Source organism: Niveispirillum sp. (assembly GCF_017996735.1).
Classification (GTDB): Bacteria; Pseudomonadota; Alphaproteobacteria; order Azospirillales; family Azospirillaceae; genus Niveispirillum.
In genome coordinates this window covers 1-19,367 of the sequence record NZ_JAGOGJ010000119.1, presented here as the reverse complement: position 1 = coordinate 19,367, position 19,367 = coordinate 1, and the positions used below count along the sequence as shown (strand labels likewise).

The 19,367-nt window shown below is 61.9% G+C and carries 14 protein-coding genes, 1 pseudogene and 1 CRISPR repeat array; of the genes and pseudogenes, 7 read left to right on the top strand and 8 right to left on the bottom strand.

What is annotated here, in order from left to right; genetic code table 11:
* Window positions 1-244: 244 nt before the first annotated feature.
* Window positions 245-442, bottom strand: coding sequence for a hypothetical protein (locus tag KBA48_RS25790; protein WP_292911564.1), 198 nt, complete (start codon window positions 440-442; stop codon window positions 245-247).
* Window positions 443-459: 17 nt separating this feature from the next.
* Window positions 460-819 carry a DUF6283 family protein gene (locus KBA48_RS33095; RefSeq protein WP_367273879.1) on the bottom strand — a complete coding sequence of 120 codons (360 nt, stop codon included), beginning with the start codon at window positions 817-819 and terminating at the stop codon, window positions 460-462.
* On the opposite strand from KBA48_RS33095, the gene KBA48_RS25785 reads away from it, so the two are divergent.
* From KBA48_RS25785 to KBA48_RS25770, 4 genes are all read left to right on the top strand, one after another.
* Complete coding sequence (locus tag KBA48_RS25785) at window positions 813-1,217, top strand: RadC family protein (protein ID WP_292911563.1); 405 nt, start codon at window positions 813-815, stop codon at window positions 1,215-1,217. The two genes, KBA48_RS33095 and KBA48_RS25785, sit on opposite strands and share 7 nt — an antisense overlap.
* Window positions 1,218-1,252: 35 nt before the next feature.
* Window positions 1,253-1,582, top strand: a complete 330-nt coding sequence (locus KBA48_RS25780) for a hypothetical protein (RefSeq protein ID WP_292911562.1) — start codon at window positions 1,253-1,255, stop codon at window positions 1,580-1,582.
* 275 nt (window positions 1,583-1,857) lie between these two features.
* Window positions 1,858-3,375, top strand: a complete 1,518-nt coding sequence (locus KBA48_RS25775; RefSeq protein ID WP_292911561.1) for a hypothetical protein — start codon at window positions 1,858-1,860, stop codon at window positions 3,373-3,375.
* Window positions 3,376-4,012: 637 nt separating this feature from the next.
* On the top strand, window positions 4,013-5,668 hold the full coding sequence (locus tag KBA48_RS25770) for a hypothetical protein (RefSeq protein ID WP_292911560.1): 1,656 nt from the start codon (window positions 4,013-4,015) through the stop codon (window positions 5,666-5,668).
* A gap of 24 nt (window positions 5,669-5,692) precedes the next feature.
* On the opposite strand, the gene KBA48_RS25765 is transcribed toward KBA48_RS25770, so the two are convergent.
* The 4 genes from KBA48_RS25765 to KBA48_RS25750 are packed head-to-tail and all read right to left on the bottom strand — an operon-like array spanning window position 5,693 to window position 12,761.
* Window positions 5,693-7,912, bottom strand: a complete 2,220-nt coding sequence (locus tag KBA48_RS25765) for a TIGR03986 family CRISPR-associated RAMP protein (protein WP_292911559.1) — start codon at window positions 7,910-7,912, stop codon at window positions 5,693-5,695.
* Window positions 7,905-9,215, bottom strand: a complete 1,311-nt coding sequence (locus KBA48_RS25760; RefSeq protein ID WP_292911558.1) for an RAMP superfamily CRISPR-associated protein — start codon at window positions 9,213-9,215, stop codon at window positions 7,905-7,907. Before KBA48_RS25760 ends, KBA48_RS25765 begins: the two co-directional genes overlap by 8 nt.
* Window positions 9,208-11,010 (bottom strand): RAMP superfamily CRISPR-associated protein, encoded by a 1,803-nt coding sequence (locus tag KBA48_RS25755; protein ID WP_292911557.1) that lies wholly within the window; start codon window positions 11,008-11,010, stop codon window positions 9,208-9,210. The genes KBA48_RS25760 and KBA48_RS25755 overlap by 8 nt, the downstream gene beginning before the upstream one ends.
* Complete coding sequence (locus tag KBA48_RS25750; protein WP_292911556.1) at window positions 11,007-12,761, bottom strand: hypothetical protein; 1,755 nt, start codon at window positions 12,759-12,761, stop codon at window positions 11,007-11,009. The genes KBA48_RS25755 and KBA48_RS25750 overlap by 4 nt, the downstream gene beginning before the upstream one ends.
* A gap of 464 nt (window positions 12,762-13,225) precedes the next feature.
* On the opposite strand from KBA48_RS25750, the gene cas1 reads away from it, so the two are divergent.
* The 3 genes from cas1 (at window position 13,226) to cas6 (ending at window position 17,324) form a co-directional block, all read left to right on the top strand.
* Window positions 13,226-15,214, top strand: coding sequence for a CRISPR-associated endonuclease Cas1 (cas1, locus tag KBA48_RS25745; protein ID WP_292911555.1), 1,989 nt, complete (start codon window positions 13,226-13,228; stop codon window positions 15,212-15,214).
* 23 nt (window positions 15,215-15,237) lie between these two features.
* The gene (cas2, locus tag KBA48_RS25740; protein ID WP_292911554.1) at window positions 15,238-15,525 is read left to right on the top strand and encodes a CRISPR-associated endonuclease Cas2; all 288 of its coding nucleotides are present in this window, start codon (window positions 15,238-15,240) and stop codon (window positions 15,523-15,525) included.
* Window positions 15,526-15,529: 4 nt separating this feature from the next.
* Window positions 15,530-16,162: a CRISPR direct-repeat array (repeat unit 37 nt; unit sequence GTTTCAATCCGCTTCCAATCGCGGAACAGCGCTGAAC).
* A 235-nt stretch (window positions 16,163-16,397) separates the two neighbouring features.
* Window positions 16,398-17,324 carry a CRISPR system precrRNA processing endoribonuclease RAMP protein Cas6 gene (gene cas6 / locus KBA48_RS25735; protein WP_292911553.1) on the top strand — a complete coding sequence of 309 codons (927 nt, stop codon included), beginning with the start codon at window positions 16,398-16,400 and terminating at the stop codon, window positions 17,322-17,324.
* A 65-nt stretch (window positions 17,325-17,389) separates the two neighbouring features.
* Here the strand turns inward: cas6 and KBA48_RS25730 are convergent.
* A pseudogene (locus KBA48_RS25730) lies at window positions 17,390-17,883 on the bottom strand (transposase); the annotation flags it as partial.
* Between the two features lie 174 nt (window positions 17,884-18,057).
* Window positions 18,058-19,367, bottom strand: a 1,310-nt coding sequence (locus KBA48_RS25725) for a Calx-beta domain-containing protein (RefSeq protein WP_292911552.1), incomplete at its 5' end; no start/stop codon positions are given.

The window sequence follows — 19,367 nt, the reverse complement described above, 5'->3', positions numbered from 1 at the left end:
CTCGGGGGACAAACACCCGACGAGGCATACAGGCAAGGGGCGGACAAACTGTGTTTGGCGGCGTGAACTGAACAGGACCAAGCTTAACGCCGAACAAAAACTGTCCGCTCACGGGGGACCAGCTCTCAGAATCCCAACGTCGTTTACGTCCCTTACACAGCCAAAACCGCTCCGGGTATTTCCATAATGTAAATTATCAAACATCTAGAAACATTTCAAATTATCTTTGAGGTGGGTGATTTTATCACTGTTCTCTATTGGCATCATATTTGACAATGTCCAATGCCAACCGCCGCTCATTCTCTGTTTTGGTGTTTACAGCGAGCTGCGCCAGATGTTCGACTAGGTTCATCTTCAAAGATCGCAGTCCCTCCCACCACGCTTGAGCGGCGAGTACAATTTCATCAATTGCCTGTTGTTGCTCATTCTGCGGGACCGACATTCAAACGCTCCATATGGTTAGAACTCGTCGTCTCCCCGACAGCGAGCTATTGCGGGGTCATCTGGTGCTACACCGTTGCCGATAGCCATCGCCCGGTAGGACGGCCACAGAGGATCGTTAAGCGGCTCCTTAACCTCTGCAAGGTCAACCTGCCCGCTCCTCACAGCCAGGCGCACTCCTATATTGTTCGCCGCATTGCGCAATAGAAATCCAGCACAGGTGGCTGGCTTTTCCGCTCCGCTTTCATGGCAAGCGAATGAATGCATCGACATATCAAAAGCAGTATTAGCTGACAGCCGGAAAGCCTCAGCTGGAAAGGTGCCGACGTTGCGGACAAGCCACGGGCACCCTCCACAAGGCTGGCGGCGATATGGCATTTCGTGAGGTGTGCGATCAGCCCGTTCTTTCGACTTGGCAGAAACTCATGGACTATCTTCTGGTAAGATTAAGCCACGAGCGAAATGAGCAATTCTGGATACTTTTTCTCGATCGAAAGAATTGTTTGACGTTCGAGCTAAAGGTCGCAGAAGGCACAGTAGACCACGTTCCGGTTTATCCTAGGGAAGTGGTTCGATTGGCATTGCAACACGACGCGAGCGCTCTTCTTATAGTCCACAACCACCCCAGTGGTGATCCGGCGCCAAGTAAAGCGGATATAGAAATAACAAGGCAGCTTAGTAACGCACTTAGCGTTATTAATGTGTCTTTGCACGATCACGTCATCGTGGGAACGGGTGGTAAGTACACTAGTTTTAAAACCAACGGCCTGTTCTGAAAATCCACTCTCGTTTCCCTATGGAGAGGAAAAATATGAAAGACGCTCAAATGGAGTCGATCCTAACGTTAGCCTATGACAGGTCGGCAGATGCAGGTTTTGCTCATCCCTTCTGTCTTGAAGACAACGGAGACTGCGGTTGCGCAATGGTCATTATTGCCGGCCGCCATCGTCGTTTGATCCAGGCTGTCCGAGACCTCGGCGTGTCCAATGTCGAAAAGCACACCTATGGCGGGTACGCGGTCTCCATCTTCAGCGGGTGGCAAGGGCAATCGCGAGCCGTTTACGAGGCAGCTGCTAACGCCTTCGTCTCCGTGCTCAAAGATGCGGGTTTTGAAGCCCACACCCATAGCTACGCCGACTGAGCCTGTTGCGGCCTTAAGTCATCACAACCCCATCGGGGCACCGTCCCCGCAGGGGAGGTGCGCCCAAATTCAAGGAGCACCATGATGAACAACTTTGATCGTAGCACCCTCGTCGGGTCCTCCGAATTCTACCGCGCTCGCGCCTATGCCTTCGCTCTGATCCGTCGGGCGGCCGTTTAACGGGCGTGCAGGTTGATAGTGACGTGTCCGGCTTGCGGCCTTGCATGATGGGGCCATGATCATCCACTCTTCCCGACGGGTGATGGAGGGTGGTGATGGCAGAGTACCAAAGGATCGGGTTGTCGGCGCGACGCGGCCGCCTGCTGACGCCGGGTGACCTGATCCTTCATCTGCGGAATGAAACAGACCAGGCGCCGGAAGGGGATGATCTGTCCCTCACCCTGTCTCCCACAGGTGCCGGTGATGGCCTCTGCCTGTTGCGGCTTAGCGGCCCGGCCGAGCGGCTGGAACCGTTGCGTCCGCTGTTGCCGGCCGCCTTGCGCAGCGGCAACCCTTGGCAAGTATCGGCCGGCGACGTGGGCGGCAGCGCAAGCCTGTCTGGATTGGCGGATGACATCCTGTCCGCCCTGTTGATCGGCGCCCGTCCATTGTCGCGATGGCGCAGTCGCTTTCTGGCCGTGCTGCGCGGTCCGGCGGGGTGCTTGCCGACCGGTCTGGGCACCGGTTATGTCGCGCTGGCGGACGAAGGCCCGCAAGAACGGCTGTACTGGCTGCCCGGTCTGGCCGATGTCATGCAGCCACCCACGCCCGATCGGCCGGGTTTGCTGAGCACTTGCTGGACCGGCCCGACGCCGGTTCTGACCCTGACCCGGGGGGCGGAAACATGGCACCTGCCGCTGACGCACCTGATGCTGCATGCGGCACCCGGTGGTCTGTTCGTGCTGGAATGGGGGATCGGGGGTGAGGGCTGGCCCACCGATGCGGGCAGTGATCAGCCTTTCTGGCGGCAGGTGGCCGGGCTGGACATGGCCCGGCGGCAGGACCCTGTGCCGCGAACCCTGGCCGAATTGCTGGACTTCAACGCGGCACTACGCCCCCTTTACGCGGCCTATGAAGTGCCGCTCGCCGCCCGCGATACCCATTGTCTGCGGCTTGGCGATGATATCCTGTGTGATATGGCCATGGGGGAAACGCCGGGGCAGGAGGGACCGTGGCGGGCGCTGGCGGGGTTGATGTTGGCGCCCTGGGGCCTGAAGTCAACGGACGTGGCGCTGATGCAGGACGAACGCGCCCGGCTGGTTGGCGCGGTCACCCCCCTGGGACCGCCGCCGCCGGACCTGCCGTCGATCGCTGCCGACTGGCGTGTCATGTTGAGTCGCTTTTCCGGTGTAGACCCCTACGCGCCTACGCCCGCCTATGACCCCGATTGGTCGGCCGCGGAACTGGACCGCAGCCTTTATGACCGGTTCTCCGCCTTCGGATCACGCTATATGGTCACGGACCACAGCCTGACCCTGGTCGGCCACGGCGATTTCGCAGCACAGGTGGGGGGACGGCATCTGACCGGCCTGTACCGCCGCCTGTTCCTGGTGGCGCTGCTGCGCGCTGCCGCCGCCCAGGGCATCCGTGCCGATCTTGCCAGCCTGCCGGATGTGGAAGCGGTAACCGGCATTGCCCACCTCTGGCGACCTTTCCTGCTGACCCTTGGGCACGGCCCGATGACGGGGCAGATGCAGGGGGTGGAACTGTTCGCGCGTATGCTGGACGCTACGGCCGCCGACACGCTGTTGGCTGACGCGCTATCCCTGCTGGACCGCGCGGCGGCGGGCTGACCCATAGCCCGTCAGGCAGCATAGCGGATTCTTGCCGCGCAGACAGGTTTGACGCCCGCAGTACCACGCCGAACAGGCGTTTCGGTGATCAGACTGAAACGTCTCTAAAGTTTCAATCCGCTTTCAAACGCGGAACCCTGTCAAACCCGTGCTCAGGGCGCAGCATATCGTATCGCCTGTTTCAATCCGCTTTCAAACGCGGAACCCTGTCAAACTGGTCGCCCGAACAACTTAGACAGGGGATTTTTGCGATGTCCAACGCCTTCGTTTCAATCCGCTTTCAAACGCGGAACCCTGTCAAACCAGCGCCGCCATGGCCGGTGACGAAGAGATCACCATCCACCCCGGTGTTTCAATCCGCTTTCAAACGCGGAACCCTGTCAAACTCACCTGCCAGAATGCCCTTATGCAATGGGTGTTTTATCCTGCATTTCCATGGGGAGGCAAAACTCCTGTAACAATTTGTCAAGGCCCCTGCCGGAAATAATCGTGACTAGTCTGCATTATTAAATTGATTCAATTATTTATCGACATTCCACAGGGTGTCGTCTGCAATGCCGCCGCCCTCCAGGGTGACAGCGGAGGCGATCACCGATATCATTTCATCCATGGGGATATTTCCAGGGCTTGCACCATCATGAATGTCGGTACGTTTCGGGAAATCCTGTTCTGGCCTTTGTCGCTTCAAGGTGGAACAACCGACGATATCGAGAGATCGTTGGACGAGGACGGGCGCTGGAAGGAATGGCCGCATCCGTTCGCAGGAACCGCGTCCGCCATCGCCGGGCATGAGGGGGATCAGCAAAGGCTGGCCACCCAATATGCGGCAGCCGTCTACATGCACCCGTTCGTGCAGAAACTGCTGTATCCGCACCGGCCCCATGGCGATGCCGGGCGCCCGGTGCTGCGCCGGTTCCGAGCGACCGGCGACCACTTGCCAAAGCGGATCAGGGTCACCCTGTCCGGCACCACGCAAACCGAGATTTCGTTCAGGGTCGATCGGCTGGAATTGTCGCTGTTCCGGACGGGCGTGGTGATCCTGCAGGCCGATCTGTGGTGCGAAACGCCCAACCTGTCCTTGGCCGTGGCACAACAATGCCTGGATGAGGTTCGGCGCTGCTACGTTCCCTTCTGGAAAGGCAACGCACCGGGCCAGGTGCCAGCATCGGTGGCCGTTGATCATGCCACGCGAACGCAGACATGGACGGCACCGACCCACCGGCCGGATTTGGACATGCATAACAGCCCCGCCGGTCTGGCCCCGACCCTGCTGCCCTGGTGGGCGGCCCTGCTGGCCCCGCTTTCCCTGACGCCGGCAGCAGACGGGGCGTACCTGTCCCATGTCGTGGATGACCGGCTGCCCGGCATGGCCTTCCTCACGCTGGACGACCCGACGGCCCTGGGTGCGGCGGATTGGGTCCGGCTGTGTTTCGCCGACCCGCCGGGTTCCGGACTGCCCCACGCCAGGTCGTTCCTGCCCGATTTCGCAGGCGCCCATTGCTATGACCGGTTCTGGGACCCGACAGGGGCGGACTGGATGCGCAGCCGCTATCTGCTGGCGGGGTATCAGTTCACCTTCGTGGGTCGGGAGGAAGGATTCACGGTGGACGTGTTGCAGGATCATTTCCGGCATCATTATGCCGACATGGCGCTGGTACTGCAGTATCAGCAGGCAGCCCTCCTGCGGTTGATGGAGCGGTTGACACCATCGGGCGACGGACGGCTGTCCGATCCCGAATTCCGGCAGCGTCTGCGGAACGCCCAGGATGAATGGCTGGATTTCCTGGGCCATGGCTGGTTCCCCACCCTGTCCAATCAGGTCCAGGGCCAGGAGTTGTTCGAGAAGTGGCGCGACCAGATGCGCTTGCCGACGCTGTACCGCGAGGTCAGCGAAAAGGCCCGCGACATGACCGCCTTGCTCAACGCCGCCGAAGGGCATGAGGCGACGCAGGCGGGATTGCGGCTGAACATGATTGCAACGCTGGGTATTATCGCGGCGCTGATTGCCGGGTTGCTGGGGATCAACCTGTTCCTGCCTGGGCAGGCGGGTGATCTGCTGTCAACAGAGACGCCCGTCACGGCGGCCCACGGCGCCGCCTTGATGCTGGTCATCAGTATCGGCACGTTTCTGTCCGGTTCAGCTTGTCTCTACATCACCAGGATCAAACCCGCCGGGAATGGAGATAAGGCCTCCGACATGCGCTTCCTGACGGCTGTGGCCATCAACTGCCTGGCGATTGCGTGTCTCACCTTTGCAGTAGGCGGCACGCTGGCCTACTTTGTCACTCATTAGCCATTCCTGGTTTGACGCCGTGCATCAGCTGCCATCTTCCGGCAGGCCCAGCATCGTCTTGGGGAGCCGCGTGTCGGGGCGCTCCCGATCCGTGCTAAGCTGCACCGCGTCCCGGATCTCCTTGAATTCCTTCAGGTCTGGATAACCGAGACGCCCGGATGCCCATAATTTCTTCCCGTAGGCGGGCCTGGACGCCGTCAGCCATTGTTTGATCGGTCCCGATTGTGACCAGTTTGAACAGAGCCCTTTCATGGACCGCTCGAAGGCGGATATGAATGGTGCGATATTCCCCATACCGCCACGCCAGATATTGTCGTCTGTGGCGGTTGCGTTGACTGTTTCCCATGCCTTTTTGTCATGCGGACGCAAGCGCAGTTTCAGGGAAGCGACCCGCGTCTGCCCTGCCCCAAACGCCTTCCCTCTGCCGATCTGGTGCCTGCACTCATGATGGCCCCCGTGGGTCAGCACCCACAGCAACAGGCCCACTTCCGCCGCACTGACATTGTGGATGCGAATATCACTCTGGAAAATCATCGGTTCCCCGGCAGTCTCCGGGCATAGAAAGCTCAAATGACTTACGATTTTTTCGGACGACCCATTCTCCGGCTTTACCTGTTGCTTCAATAGATCGAACAGCTGCGTCTTCGCCTCCGGCAGGTCGATTGGTTCAAATCGGGGAAGATAGCGTTTCCGGCCGGCCAGTTGCACGTCCGGCGCCGAATAATCCTTAATGTTACCGTGCAAATAGAAAGGAGCGAATGACGCGCGAGGCACCCCCATCACTGTTCCGGGTGCTGCGCAGACCCTGACCTTCGCCCCATGCGCCAACGTAGCGAAACCGAAGGAAACTCGCCCCTTTTGGGCCGCCGCACCTTCCTCGCCGCGGAAATCCGTCGGCTCCAGCACATGACCAAAGAGTGCCTCTGTAATATCTGGCTGATACTTCACCCCTGCGTTTGGCAACGCGTGCGCCTTGTTGTTGTTAAGTAATTCTTGCACCGACCGGCGATGAGCAACCTTGAAGAAGCGCGTGAAGCCAAATTGCAATGTATCAATGTCATCTCTGTTCATAATATAAAATATCGGCACTGCCAATCCGGCCGTCAAAGTCGACCAGAATTTTTCAAGAGACCCATCCGGCGTGCGATTGTTTTTGGATGGTTTGGTGTTTATCACCCAAAATTTATCCCATATATTTCTAGTAACAGCGATTGTTTTTGGATTATCATCATCAAAGAACACATATTCGTGCTTCTTGGATTTATTGTTCTTCTCTCGTAATGACGCCGCGCTTGGCGCCGAAGTCGAACCGTTTGAAAACACCAGGTGGCCAAGCTTGCCATCCTTGTCGGGCACGGCAAGTTCTTCGGCTCGCGTCGCTCCCTGTATGGTGAAGCGATATTTCGGCAATGAATTGAAGTTTAGCGGTGGCTCCACTGCACTACTTAACAACTTATATCGCTCCACGATTGATTTATGTAGCCATTTCGAACGCCATTCCGGGAGATCTTCTTTTCCTCTCTTGTCAATCAAGTTCCGCAGGTCTTCGTGTGTTATCCTTCTCCAGCCCTTGCAGGATTTGATGGTTGCCGTTGATGTCCGCGCATCAAAGGTCAGCCAACCCGCCGCAACTTTCCCCGGGTCCAGCAAGGAATCACTCCCTGCTGTATGCGGATGCTTGAAATCGCGGACGCCATAGCGGTGGTGACCATTGATCTGGGACAGGCGTGACCAAGACACGATTTCGGCAGACGTCCGCACCATGCCGCGCAACGTGGCGCCGGGAATGACGGGCTGTTCATTCGGCCATGTCATTGGGCACAGGTGCCCATCCTGTTCCTTGCCAACCAGCAGCGGGGTTTCCACCGCCCACTCGACGTTGATGACCCCCGTAAAACCACCGGTAACGGGCTTGACCAGAGATGGCTGCTCCGATGGACGAATGACAGTGTTGTTCAAAGATACGAACCGGAACGGAGAACGTATCTTTCTCGCCAACTGCGCCATCCCATCAGATCTTTGCGTCGAATGCACAGCATTTGCGAGATCCTGACGGAAGGCATCAGAGTAACTCCGAAGTAAGTCTTCGTCGAATATGAAGTCCTCCAGACTCTCTTCATACAGGTGAACAAAGCGGTTTACAGCGTCATCGTGGCCAGACCGGAAGGCTGGCGTGCGGATCTGCCTCTCACACTCTGCGATCAGTTCAGCTTTCAACGCGGCCAAGCGGGGATTATCAGCCATTTATATCCTCCTGCACCGCCACATCGAACCAGCCAAAGCCCTTGTTGGTGCCATGGCCCAGCATCAAGCCTTCATCCTGGACAGCCGCCAGCAGTTCCTTTGCCAGGCTCGTCGTCTCATCGTCCACATCCGGCATTAATCGTAAGGTCGCTGTGGCCGCGACCCCGGTATAGGTTCTGGTGGTGAACAGGGCGCCGTCGATGGGCGCGCCGGAGAAACGGTCCAGCTTTACCGAGGTGACGTCCCATTTTGTTCCTGCGGTAACCGTCAATTGTTCCAGCCACAACCGTCCGCGGTGTCCGGTGGTGCCGAACAGGGCACGGACAGCGTCGGCGTCGCCCGCCGGGGTGCCGTCGCCAGGTTCGCCCTCCAGCGCCCGCAGCCAGCGGGCCTGGGCGCGCAGGGCGCCCATCAGGCTGGTGCCAGGAATATGCGGCAGGTTGCCATCCAGGCTCTGCCCCGCCAGTGCCGGATTGTCCTTGTCCGCCTCTTGCCCGGCCTTGCGGTCGCGTTTTCTGGAACTGTCCAGCACGGCGAAGGGCCCCGGGCAGGTCAACGTCAGGTTCCAGGTTCTGCCGGCATGTGCCGGCGGCGTTACCTGCGACAGATCGGGGACGGTCACCGGCGTCATCGACATTGTCCCGTCGCCCTGCAAGGCGTGGCGGGAGACGGTGAGCGTTCCGGGCAGCAGCCGCACACGGCCTTGCCCATCGCTCTTGCCCTTGCCCAATTGCGCGCCGTGCGCCAGCCGGGCCAGCAGCGGCAGCAAGGCCTGCCATTGCTGATCCAGCGTCTGCCCGTCGTCGGCAATCAGCAGCATGTCGAGCGGGATCTTTGTGCCCGGTGCCAGCATCTCCTGAAAGAACAGCTTATGCGCATCCGCCGTACCGGTTTCCGGGTTGATGGCGGTGCGGGCGGCGGCGAAACTGGTGCTGCCCAACTGCGCCGCATAGGGGGCTGCCGTTACGGGTTCAGGGACGCAGCTTCCCCCCCAGATGATGACATGGCTCATCCTGCCATGGTTCTTCTTATCCAGCTTTGGCACGCCGAACAGGGCGTCGGTCTGCTCACGGCCGGCCATCAGGCCACGCAGCAAGCCCTTCAGGGACGAACCAGGGATGAAGGGCAGACCGTCGCCACCGCGCAGCAGGGTGGACAGCAGCGGGTCCTCGTCCTGGTCGGATTTCTTCAGTTTCTTGCTTGCCACCCCACCATCACCCAGATGCAGCGGGCTTTCGGTGACCAGCGCTGCCCTGATTTCCATACGATAGGGGTGCAGGCCCATGCCCAGATGATCAGACATCCATATCCTCCACCCGGGCAATGCCGTGCATATCCTGCCCCAGTGCCGCATGATCGACCAGATTCAGGCGGAAATCTCCGAAGCCGTTTTCCGGCAGGAAGGGGCAGGCCCGCCAGTCCGTCGCCCAACCACCGTTGGCTCCACGGGCCGGCAGCCCCGTGCCCAGGCGACGTTCCAGGGCCGCACCCAGTTCACCTTGCAGCAGGAAGACCGATCCCGGCTCCGTCAACAGGAAGGGACGATAAACGGAGGGGCCGTAATGGCGTCGCCGCATCCCGATATAGCCACCAGCCAGCCGATGGCGCACAAAGAGGTTGCGCAGGATCAAGCCCGGCTGTTCCAAGGCCTGCCGCCAGAATTCCTGATAGGCAGCGTGTACGATGTCGCCCACATTGCCCGGCAGCATCAGGGCTGACGTGACCAGGGTCACGGCCCACAGGTCGCCGTCTTGCGTGGAGACCGGCCTGATATCCAGCCCCGGCGGAGGGGCGGCGTTCCGGAATTGCGCACTGGCACCCGTCGTGCCGACGCCATCCAACCCGGTCCCCCGCAACAGCGCGATGATGCGCGCAAACCAATCCGGGTCAGCGCCGTTGCGGTCGACCCGCAACCGCCAGTGCCGACGCTTCTTGGCGTTCGCATCCTGCCAGGGCGACAGGCCGATATCGACATAAAGATCGCCATCGGCCGCTGTGTAGTCTTCGCCGATCCTGGTATGGATGCGCGGCAATGTCGGAATCGCGGATGGTGGCAAGTGGTCCGGCCGCGCCCGGTTTTTCCAATCGCCGACATAGGCGGGCACGGCGCCATTGCGTCCGATGGGGATATGGGCCGGCGGCACCAGCAACGCATCCAGGATGGTTCCGTCGCCTTGCTCAAGCTGCACCAGGGACTGCGGCAGCGGCAGGTCGCAAAGCGTCTTGTTCCGTTTCTCCGGATCGTCTTTCACCGGAAAGGCGTGTCCGATGCGGATGGTGGACAGGACCTGGCCCAGCGGGCTGCCCGCCACCTCCGGCTGCTGCCCCGCCATTTCCAGCGCTCGCGCCAGCGCCCCCTTGATGGCTGAACCCGGCACAATGGTGGACCCGCGCCAGACATTGTCCGACAAACGCTCAGCATCTACCAGCAACCGCCGGTCGAAGCTGACCTCCAGCCACAGGCTGTCGCCCTCTGCATCGGCCACCACCGCCGGCCATAACGGGGCGGAGGTGGCAACCGTCACCGCTGCTTTGATCACCCGGCCGAACCCGGCACTTTTGGCCCCGCCGATGGCGGGCACCAGGGCCCAGGCCCTGGCCAGCAGGCCCGCCAGCCGCTCCAGCCGTTGCGGCGGACAGCGCAGGATGGCGGTGCCGGTGAAGAGAACGTCTGTACCGACAGGTGCCGCCAGTTCCACCACCTGTAAGGCGCCGTGCTGAACGGCCCCGGTGGCCTCGTCGATCTTGATGCGCGTGATGCTGTGGGGATCCGTCGATGGCGAAAGACCCGCCACCAGGTCGGCGGTGATCAGGCACCCGCGCTCCGGCGCATTGGACGCGGTGACACCCCCGGCGGCATCGGGGGAGGCGCGGCCGAACAGCGCGTCCAGTTCCTCCCGCTTGGCCGCCCCGACCGTGACCAGCGACACCATGGCCGCCCGCAGCAATCCTTTCACCTGATCCGCCGGGATCAGGGGTTGGCCCGCCTCGTCCCGCAGGGCCGGCGTATCAATGCCCAGGCCGGCGACATCCAGACCGGGCAGGATGAACGGGCTGCGCAGGGTGACAGACAGGGTCAGTTCGTGCCGATGGGTCATGCCGGCACCCCCGCATCGGCCGGGGCGTCGGGTGGATCGGGCCAGCCATCGCCGAACGGATCGACATAATCCCAATATTGGGCCAGCAGTGCCAGCTTCAGCCCGGCGGGCCGCGTTCCGCCCCAGGCATCAATGGCGGCCAGCGCCTGCTCACGCCCCCGGCCCGCCTTGGACAGGTAATCGTCGAACAGGGTGACAACCGTGTCGGCCGCCGCCATGCCGGCTCCGGTTTTCAGCTTCCGCAACTGCTTGTGCAATTGCGATCGGGGCAGGCCCGTCTCTTCGTCCCGCACCATCTTCATCAATGCCGGCAGTGCCGTCAGTTCCGGCACCGTCAGGGTGAAGGCGCCGCCATGTGCCGTAAGGTCCAGTCCCGGATAGAGGGACGCCCGGTGCCCTTCCAGACCTGGGCCGCCATCGGGCAGGTCGGCGCTTTCGAAAATCTCGATCTGCAGAGCGTCGATGCGCTCCCCCATAGCCCCCCTTGCCTCCTTGGCGGCGTCGGCCAAACTTTCCGCCATGGCGCGGGCCTGGCGCAGGGGTGTACGGCGATCGCAGATCACCATGCCCAGGCCATGGGTCAGGCGATGTTTCTGCACCGTCCAGCCATGCGCCCATTGTGTGAAAAATGCCTGCACCCACCACAGGGCCAGCCATGCCGGCAGGGCGAAGGCCATTTCATCCCCGCCCCACATCAGGGTTTCAAAGCGCAGGGCCGGATGGCGGACGGGCCTGTCATTGGCCAGATCGTGATCCGCAATCTCCCGCACCACACGCGATGCATTCTCGCCCCGGCTCTGGCCGATCAGGAATGTCAGCATCGGTTTCAGGAACTGTTGACGCTGCTGGCCGCTCAACCGGTTGGCGAAGACCGTCAGGGGATGCTCGTTGCCTTCCCGCGTGACATGTTCCCGGATCTTGGTGAACCCGTTGCCGTCGATATAAATCACGGCCAGCTTGTTGCGCAGCGTATCCTTGATCCGGTCCGTATCCGGCAGGTCGCCGGGAATGTCGTCGACGCTGTTGACGAAACGGGCGCCCAGTTCCGGATCGTTCAGTTCCGTGCGGTAGAAATATTGCCGCATATGCCGGCCAAAGGTGCGGCGTGCGGCGACGGAGGGTGACATCCAGGCCAGGTTCTCCCCCTTCTCCGCAAACTCCCTGTCGGCCCAATCCAGGGGCACAGGCACCGGTCGCACGGCCGGAAGGATGCCGCCGAACCGCGGCTTGTCGGGCCTGACGGCATCATCATCGACAGCGGTCAGGGGCGGTCCCAATCCTTGCCATTGCTGTGCCCGCAGATCGGCCCGCGCCGCGCGGATGGCGGCAGTGATGCCGTCATCACCGGCGGCGTCCGGCGCCACCAATGCCATCGCCATCAGCGCCCGCAGATGCGCCAGCGGCAGCGCGCCCTGCCATGCGACGACATCGGGATCGCAACCGGACATGGGGCCCAGGATTTCGCGGATGCGGGCCCAATCCGCCCCCTCCCTGGCCAGGGTGGTGCGCAGATGGGCCAGGGCGTTCCGTGCCGCCGCCGGTTCGGCGTCAAAGGTCAGGGCGGCCAGCGACGCGCCGGCGAACAACAGATTGACCGATGAGATGCCGGAACAAGCCCGCAGCAGGACCTGCACCCGTTTTGGCGCGTAAAGCAAGGCCAAGCCGCTGCCGCGGATACAGGACAGGTCGGTCGTGTCAAAAAGGGTGGCAGCAAAATCCACCCCCTCCACCCACAGCAGAAAACGCCCCATGCCCTGCGCCCCTGTCCAACCCTTATGGTCCTGATCGTGACATAAAGGTTGTATTTCGCAAAGGGCATTCAGGCAGAATATCGGGGACGGTCATAGGTCTGGACAGACGCCGATACCACCACAGAGCCCACCGCGCAGGCGTCTACACGGTCCGTTCATATGCTCCATACTGGCTTCAGTCTGGACAAAACCGTTTCCAATCGCGGAACCGTCCTGAACCGCACCCTGCATTCCGGTTCCTCCATGTCCTCGCTGGGCTGTTTCAATCCGCTTCCAATCGCGGAACCGTCCTGAACTTACCCTCTGGAACTGCCTCGTGCAACAAGATGATTTTCCACCGATTTCCACATGCCAACAAATTCTGTGTCACAATCTGTCAAGGCAACTCCGCAAAGAATCTTCCATATCGTTCATTTTCCCAATAGTATCATATATCTAAATCATTTCCACAGGGTGTACTGCCCATGAACGCGCCCCCGCCCCTGTTTGAACAGGTGACCCGGCTGGATCGGTTGGAAGCGGCGTGGGAGCGGGTGCGGGAGAACCAGGGTGGGGCCGGTGGCGATGGGGTTGGGCTGGTGGAGTTTGAGGTGGATTTGCCCACACGGCTGGTCCGGTTGCAACTGTGCATGCGGGCCGGTACCTATCGCCCTGGACCGGTACGGCGGGTGGATATCCCCAAGGATGACGGGGATACGCGGCTGCTCTGCATTCCATCGGTGGTGGATCGCGTGGCGCAGACCGCCGTTGCCATGGTGCTGACCCCGCTGCTGGACGGGGAAATGGCCGATGCCAGTTTTGCCTATCGGCCCGGACGGTCGGTACAGATGGCGGTAGAGCGCGTGGCCGCCCACCGAAGGGCGGGATATGGCTGGGTCGTCGATGGCGATATCGAACGGTTCTTTGACCGCGTGCCGCATGAACGGCTGCTGGCCCGGCTGGAACGGTCGGTGGAGGACCGACAGGTTCTGGACCTGGTGGCGCTGTGGCTGGATGCCATTGGCATGGCCGGCGGCATGCCGGGGCTGGGCTTGCCCCAGGGGTCACCGCTGTCGCCCCTGCTGGCCAACCTGTATCTGGATGATATCGACGATCAGATCCAGGGGCGCGGCGTGCGGCTGGTGCGATTTGCCGATGATTTCCTGCTGATGTGCCGGGAGGAAGCGGCGGCCGCCAAGGCACAGGCGCGCATGGCCAGATTACTGGCCGACCATGGGTTGCGGCTGCATCCGGAAAAGACGCGCGTGGTGCCGTTTGAACAGGGGTTTCGCTTCCTGGGCCATCTGTTCGTGCGCTCCCTGGTGGTGCGGGAGGTGGCGGACGAAGACGCGGCCCTGCCCCCGGCGGACGCGGCCCGTATTCTGGCCACCCATGCGGCCATCGCCCCCGCCGACGCCCCGGACCTGTCCGGCACGGACGAAGGCGGCGACCGCGCCCCCACCTTGCGCGTGCTGTACATCACCGAACCGGGACGGCGGCTGGACATCCGGAACGAGGCGTTCACCGTGACCGAACCGGGGCCGGGCGCGGATCGGGTGGAGGTGATCGCCATCCCGCCGCAACGGCTGGATCGGGTGGAACTGTCCCCCGATACGGATGCCAGTGCGGCGGCCCTGCGCCATGCCCTGGCCCATGGCGTGGCGGTGGATTTCGTCAATGGCTGGGGCGATGCCATCGGCCACCTTGCCCCCGCCGTGGGCACGGCACGCGCGGGCCTGCATATGGCCCAGGCGCGGCTGGCGCTGGACCCTTTGGCACGGCTGGATCTGGCGCGGCGGCTGGTGGATGGGCGGCTGCGCAACCAGCGGGCCCTGCTGTCGCGCCTGAACCGGCGGCGCAAGGATGCGGCGGTGGTTGATGCCGGGGCCGCGATCACCCGCGCCATCCGCAAACTGCCCATTGCCGCTGATGTTCCGGCCCTGATGGGGATGGAGGGGGCGGCCACCGCCGCCTATTGGCCCGCCCTGGGCAAATGCCTGGAAAAGGGCTGGAGCTTCAGCCGACGGCGACGACAGCCCCCGCCCGACCCCGTCAACCTGATCCTGTCCTTTCTGTCTGGCCTGCTGTACCGCGATATCACGGCCTTGTGCGCGCGTGCGGGCCTGCATCCCGGTTTCGGCAGCCTGCACAGCGCGCGCGACAACAGCCCCGCCCTGGCCAGCGATCTGGTGGAGGAATTCCGCGCGCCCCTGGTGGAGGGATTGGCTGTCTATCTGTTCAATAACCGCATCCTGGACCGCGCCATGTTCAGTCGTCGCGACGGGGCCTGTCACCTGTCGCCAGACGGGCGCAAGGCGGTGATCCGCGCGTGGGAGGGCTGGCTGGACCGGCCCGTGCTGGCCCCGGACGGGCGGCGCGTGCTGTGGCGACGGCTGATCGCGCAGCAGATCAGCGCCTATGCCGCCCATGCGCGGGGGGACAGCGTCTATACCCCCTATCGCATGGATTACTGATTTCAGGGGCGGGGGCCGGGGCCATGGCGGAAACCGAGATGCTGATGGTGTTCAGCTATGACGTCACCGAAAACCGCAACCGCCGCCGCGTGGCCAAGGTCCTGGAAAGCGCCTGCGTGCGGGTACAGAAAAGCGTGTTCGAGGCGGTAATGACGGAGAAGGCCGCCAAGATGCTGGCCGATGAAGCCGCCTGCCATCTGGGTCAGGGCGACAGCCTGCGCGTCTACGCCATCGGCGCCCATGGCCGTAACCGCTGCCAAAGCTGGGGGCCCTGCCCCCTGCCCGAACAGCAGGATTTCTACCTGCTTTAGGGGGGGCGAAAGCCGTTTCCAATCGCGGAACGGGGCTGAACTGACAGCGATTTCACCCATCAGCACTACGTGACCATGTTTCAATCCGCTTTCAATCGCGGAACAGCGCTGAACGGCTCGCTGTCCAGCGTGTCGGACAATGTGTTCGTGGCGACAATGTTTCAATCCGCTTCCAATCGCGGAACAGCGCTGAACGTCTCAGTGGTTGAGGCCTATTATGCGAAGTTCTCGTTTCAATCCGCTTCCAATCGCGGAACAGCGCTGAACCAGCCCTGATTTTGGGGCTGACAATTATCATTTGGGCGGCCTTGTTTCAATCCGCTTCCAATCGCGGAACAGCGCTGAACGAGTTCCATTGTTTCCACGATGGCAATGACGTCGTTTCAATCCGCTTCCAATCGCGGAACAGCGCTGAACCAACTGACCGGGGCCATCAACAGTCAGGCCAAGCTGATGTTTCAATCCGCTTCCAATCGCGGAACAGCGCTGAACTTGTCAGTTATGCTTATGTGTGTTTTGCAATTCAGTTTCAATCCGCTTCCAATCGCGGAACAGCGCTGAACGCGGCAGGCCATCCCCCTGCTGGAAGCTGCCGTGGCCGTTTCAATCCGCTTCCAATCGCGGAACAGCGCTGAACTTACCCTCTGGAACCACCCGTGGCAATAGGGATAATATTCACCCTTTTCCACAGGCTGACAAAGTTTTTGTCATATTTTGTCAAGATCAGACGCCGGAATAATCATAAATTCGGTAAATATCCAATATATATCATTATCTTAACAAGCTTCCACAGGGTAAATTCGCCTCCGGGCCTGGGTTTTGCCCCCGGGTTGGGGCATGATGGCACGCCGGGGTGGAAGAGAGGGCAGGTCATGCAGGTTATGGACGGTGTCATGGATAGTGTGGCGGTGCGTTTGGCAACACCGGCCCATCGTCTGTCACTGCGTGATCTGTGTGGACGTTGGTTCATGGGTACGGGCCTGTTCGCGGTCGCCCTGCCGGGGGCGATGGCCGCCGATCCGGCCCTGCCGGGAAAGCTACGCGGGGGCTGGGGGCGGCAGTTGCTGGCCGGCGCGTCGGCTCCAGCCGCGGCAGGGCGTCCCTGTCCCTGGGACCCGCCCTGTGCCTATGACGTACTGTTCCGCGAACGCCCGCTGTTGAAGGGCATGGAGATGCCCAAACCGTTCCTGTTCGCGGCAGAGGCGGGGGGAACCGACATCACCCATCTGCGCCTGACCCTGTTCGGCTTTGCCAGCGACCTGCTGGACCTTGCCGCCGATGCGCTGGTGCGGGCATTAGCCACGGGGCTGGACCTGCCCGGCGGCCGTCGGGGGGTGGCGGTGGCGCATCGGCGGTTGACGGGGGATGATCATCTGCCCCTGCCGCCCGTACCCCATGCCGTCACCCTGCGTTTCCACACCCCGCTCTGCCTGCGTCGGGGCGGGGTGACGCTGACCGGGACAGAACTTCTGCCGGCATTGGTGACCAGCCTGGGCAACCGTATCTCGGCCCTGGCCCGCTGGCAGGATAGCGAACTGGTCGCCGACTGGCCGGGTTTACGGAACCATGCTGCCACCCTGCTGGTGGATGTCACCGGCTTGCACCCCACCCAATGGCAACGCGGTTCCGCCCGTCAGGATCATGGCCCCCTGCCCATGGGCGGCCTGATCGGCGATCTGCGCCTGTCCGGCGACCTCACGCCGCTTTGGCCGCTGTTTTGCCTGGGCGAAACCTGCCACACGGGTAGTCACACGGCCCAGGGGCTGGGCCGGTACTCGCTTGTGCCGGGTGGTGGGTGATCGAACGCGGTTGTGTCTTCGCGTTGCCACCAACATGTCCGCCAAACCCTACAAGGCGGCTCTCACCGTAGGCGTACGGTCATCTGTCGGCTCCCGTACCAGGGTGTCTCCAGGAACTGCGCATCGATCAGCCGCATCAGCGCCAGGTTCTCAGCACTCTCGCCCCGTACCGGCCCGTAATAATGCGACCGGCTGATCGACAGCAGTGCGCATTGCCGGACAACCGACAAGCCGGGATGTGACCGATCCACCATCTCACGCCTCCGACCGGCGCTCATCGACCGGAGGCCTTGCGCAAAAAATCCCGCTCCACCACCAACTGCCCGATCTTGGCGTGCAGGCGGTCGATCTCGGCGGCATCAACGACTGGACTGGCCTCGGCTTTGCCGGAAAACGACGCCGCCATTCCCTCGATCGCCTGCTTACGCCAAGCGCTGATCATCGTCTGGTGAACACCGTGCTTCGACACAAGCTGCGCCATCGTCAACTCGCCCCGGATCGCCTCCAGCGCCACCTTCGCCTTGAAATCCGCTGAATATCGCTTCCTCTGTCCCGCCATGTCGGTCGTCCTTCAATAAGGCCGAACCAAGCTTATCAAACTGTCCGCTCACGGGGGACCAGCTCTGCTTTCCTTGTCAAGCTGTGCAGATTCGGCCCATAGATAGCCGCCCGTAAGATTGATAGGTTGCCAGCCCAGAGGCCCCAGATAGGAAAGCAGATCGTCGGGGTGGATTTATCCTTCCAACCCGTACTCGACCAGGCCCAACAAGGCCAGGGGCGAGGCTTCGGGGATATAGGCGATACGTCCTTCCGCCCGGCCATTGTTGATGTAATGGCTGACTAGGTCGGTATGGTTCAGTCCGAATGCGTTCAGCAGGTCGGGATTGTAGGCGGCATAGGTTTCGGCGTCGAAACCCTGGGTGATACGGCCCTCTGCCCTACCGTCGGTGATGAAGTGGCTGACCAGCACCCGTTCATTCAGGCCGAAAGCACGGAACAGATCGGGGTTCAGCGCCGCATACGCCTCGGCGTCGAAGCCCTCGACGACGCGGCCCTCTGCCCGGCCGTTGGTGATGAAGTGGCTGACCAGCGCCCGTTCATCCAGGCCGAAGACGCGGAACAGGTCGGGGTTCAGTGCCGCATAGGCATCCAGATCGAAACCCACCACCTGACGGCCTTCGGCCATGCCATTTTGCAGATAGTGATCGGCCAGCGCCCGTTCATCCAGGCCGAAAGCGCGGAACAGGTCCGGGTTCAGCGCGGCATAGCTGGTGGTGTCGAACCCGTCGGCGGGGCGGCCCTCGGCCTTGCCGTTGGTGATGTAATGCCGGACATAAGCTGCGTCATCATCGCCAAAGACGCGCACCAGATCGGGATTCAGCGCGCGATAGGCGGCAAGGGAAAAGCCCGTCTCATGATCGTCATTCATGATATGGCCGGTGGCCGTAACCGTATCCCCGCCGCCGGCGGGTGCACCGCCATCGATGCGCGACAGTTCCAGGATCACCGTCTCGTCGTCCTCCACCAGCCGGTCAGGATTAACTTGCACGGCGATGGTGGCGCTGCGCGCGCCCGCAGCGATGGTGAAGCCTGCGTCGATGCCGACATAGTCGACACCGGCCGTCGCAGTGCCGCCCATGATGCGGGCGATGAAACTGACGGTACCGGCGGCGGGCTCCGATAGGGTGACGGTGAAATCCAGGGTTCTGGCACCCGTATGGCCTTCTACCACGCTGGCCCCGCTGACGGTCAGGCTAGGGGCGATGGGCGGGACGGTGCCCAGGGTAACGACTTGGTCGGTGAAGACCAGCCGCTCGACACCGGTCAGCGTATCTGTCTCGCCCGACGCATGCCGGACCGTGGTGACGGCATTGTCAGTATTCACCACATATTGCGCATAGGTGTTGGCGAAGACGACCGTATCAATTCCCGCCCCGCCATCGATGGTGTCGTTGCCGGCTCCGGCCTCGACGGTGTCATTGCCGGCCCCGGCATGGATATCGTCATTGGCGGTGACCTTGACGTTGCGGATCAGGTCGTTGC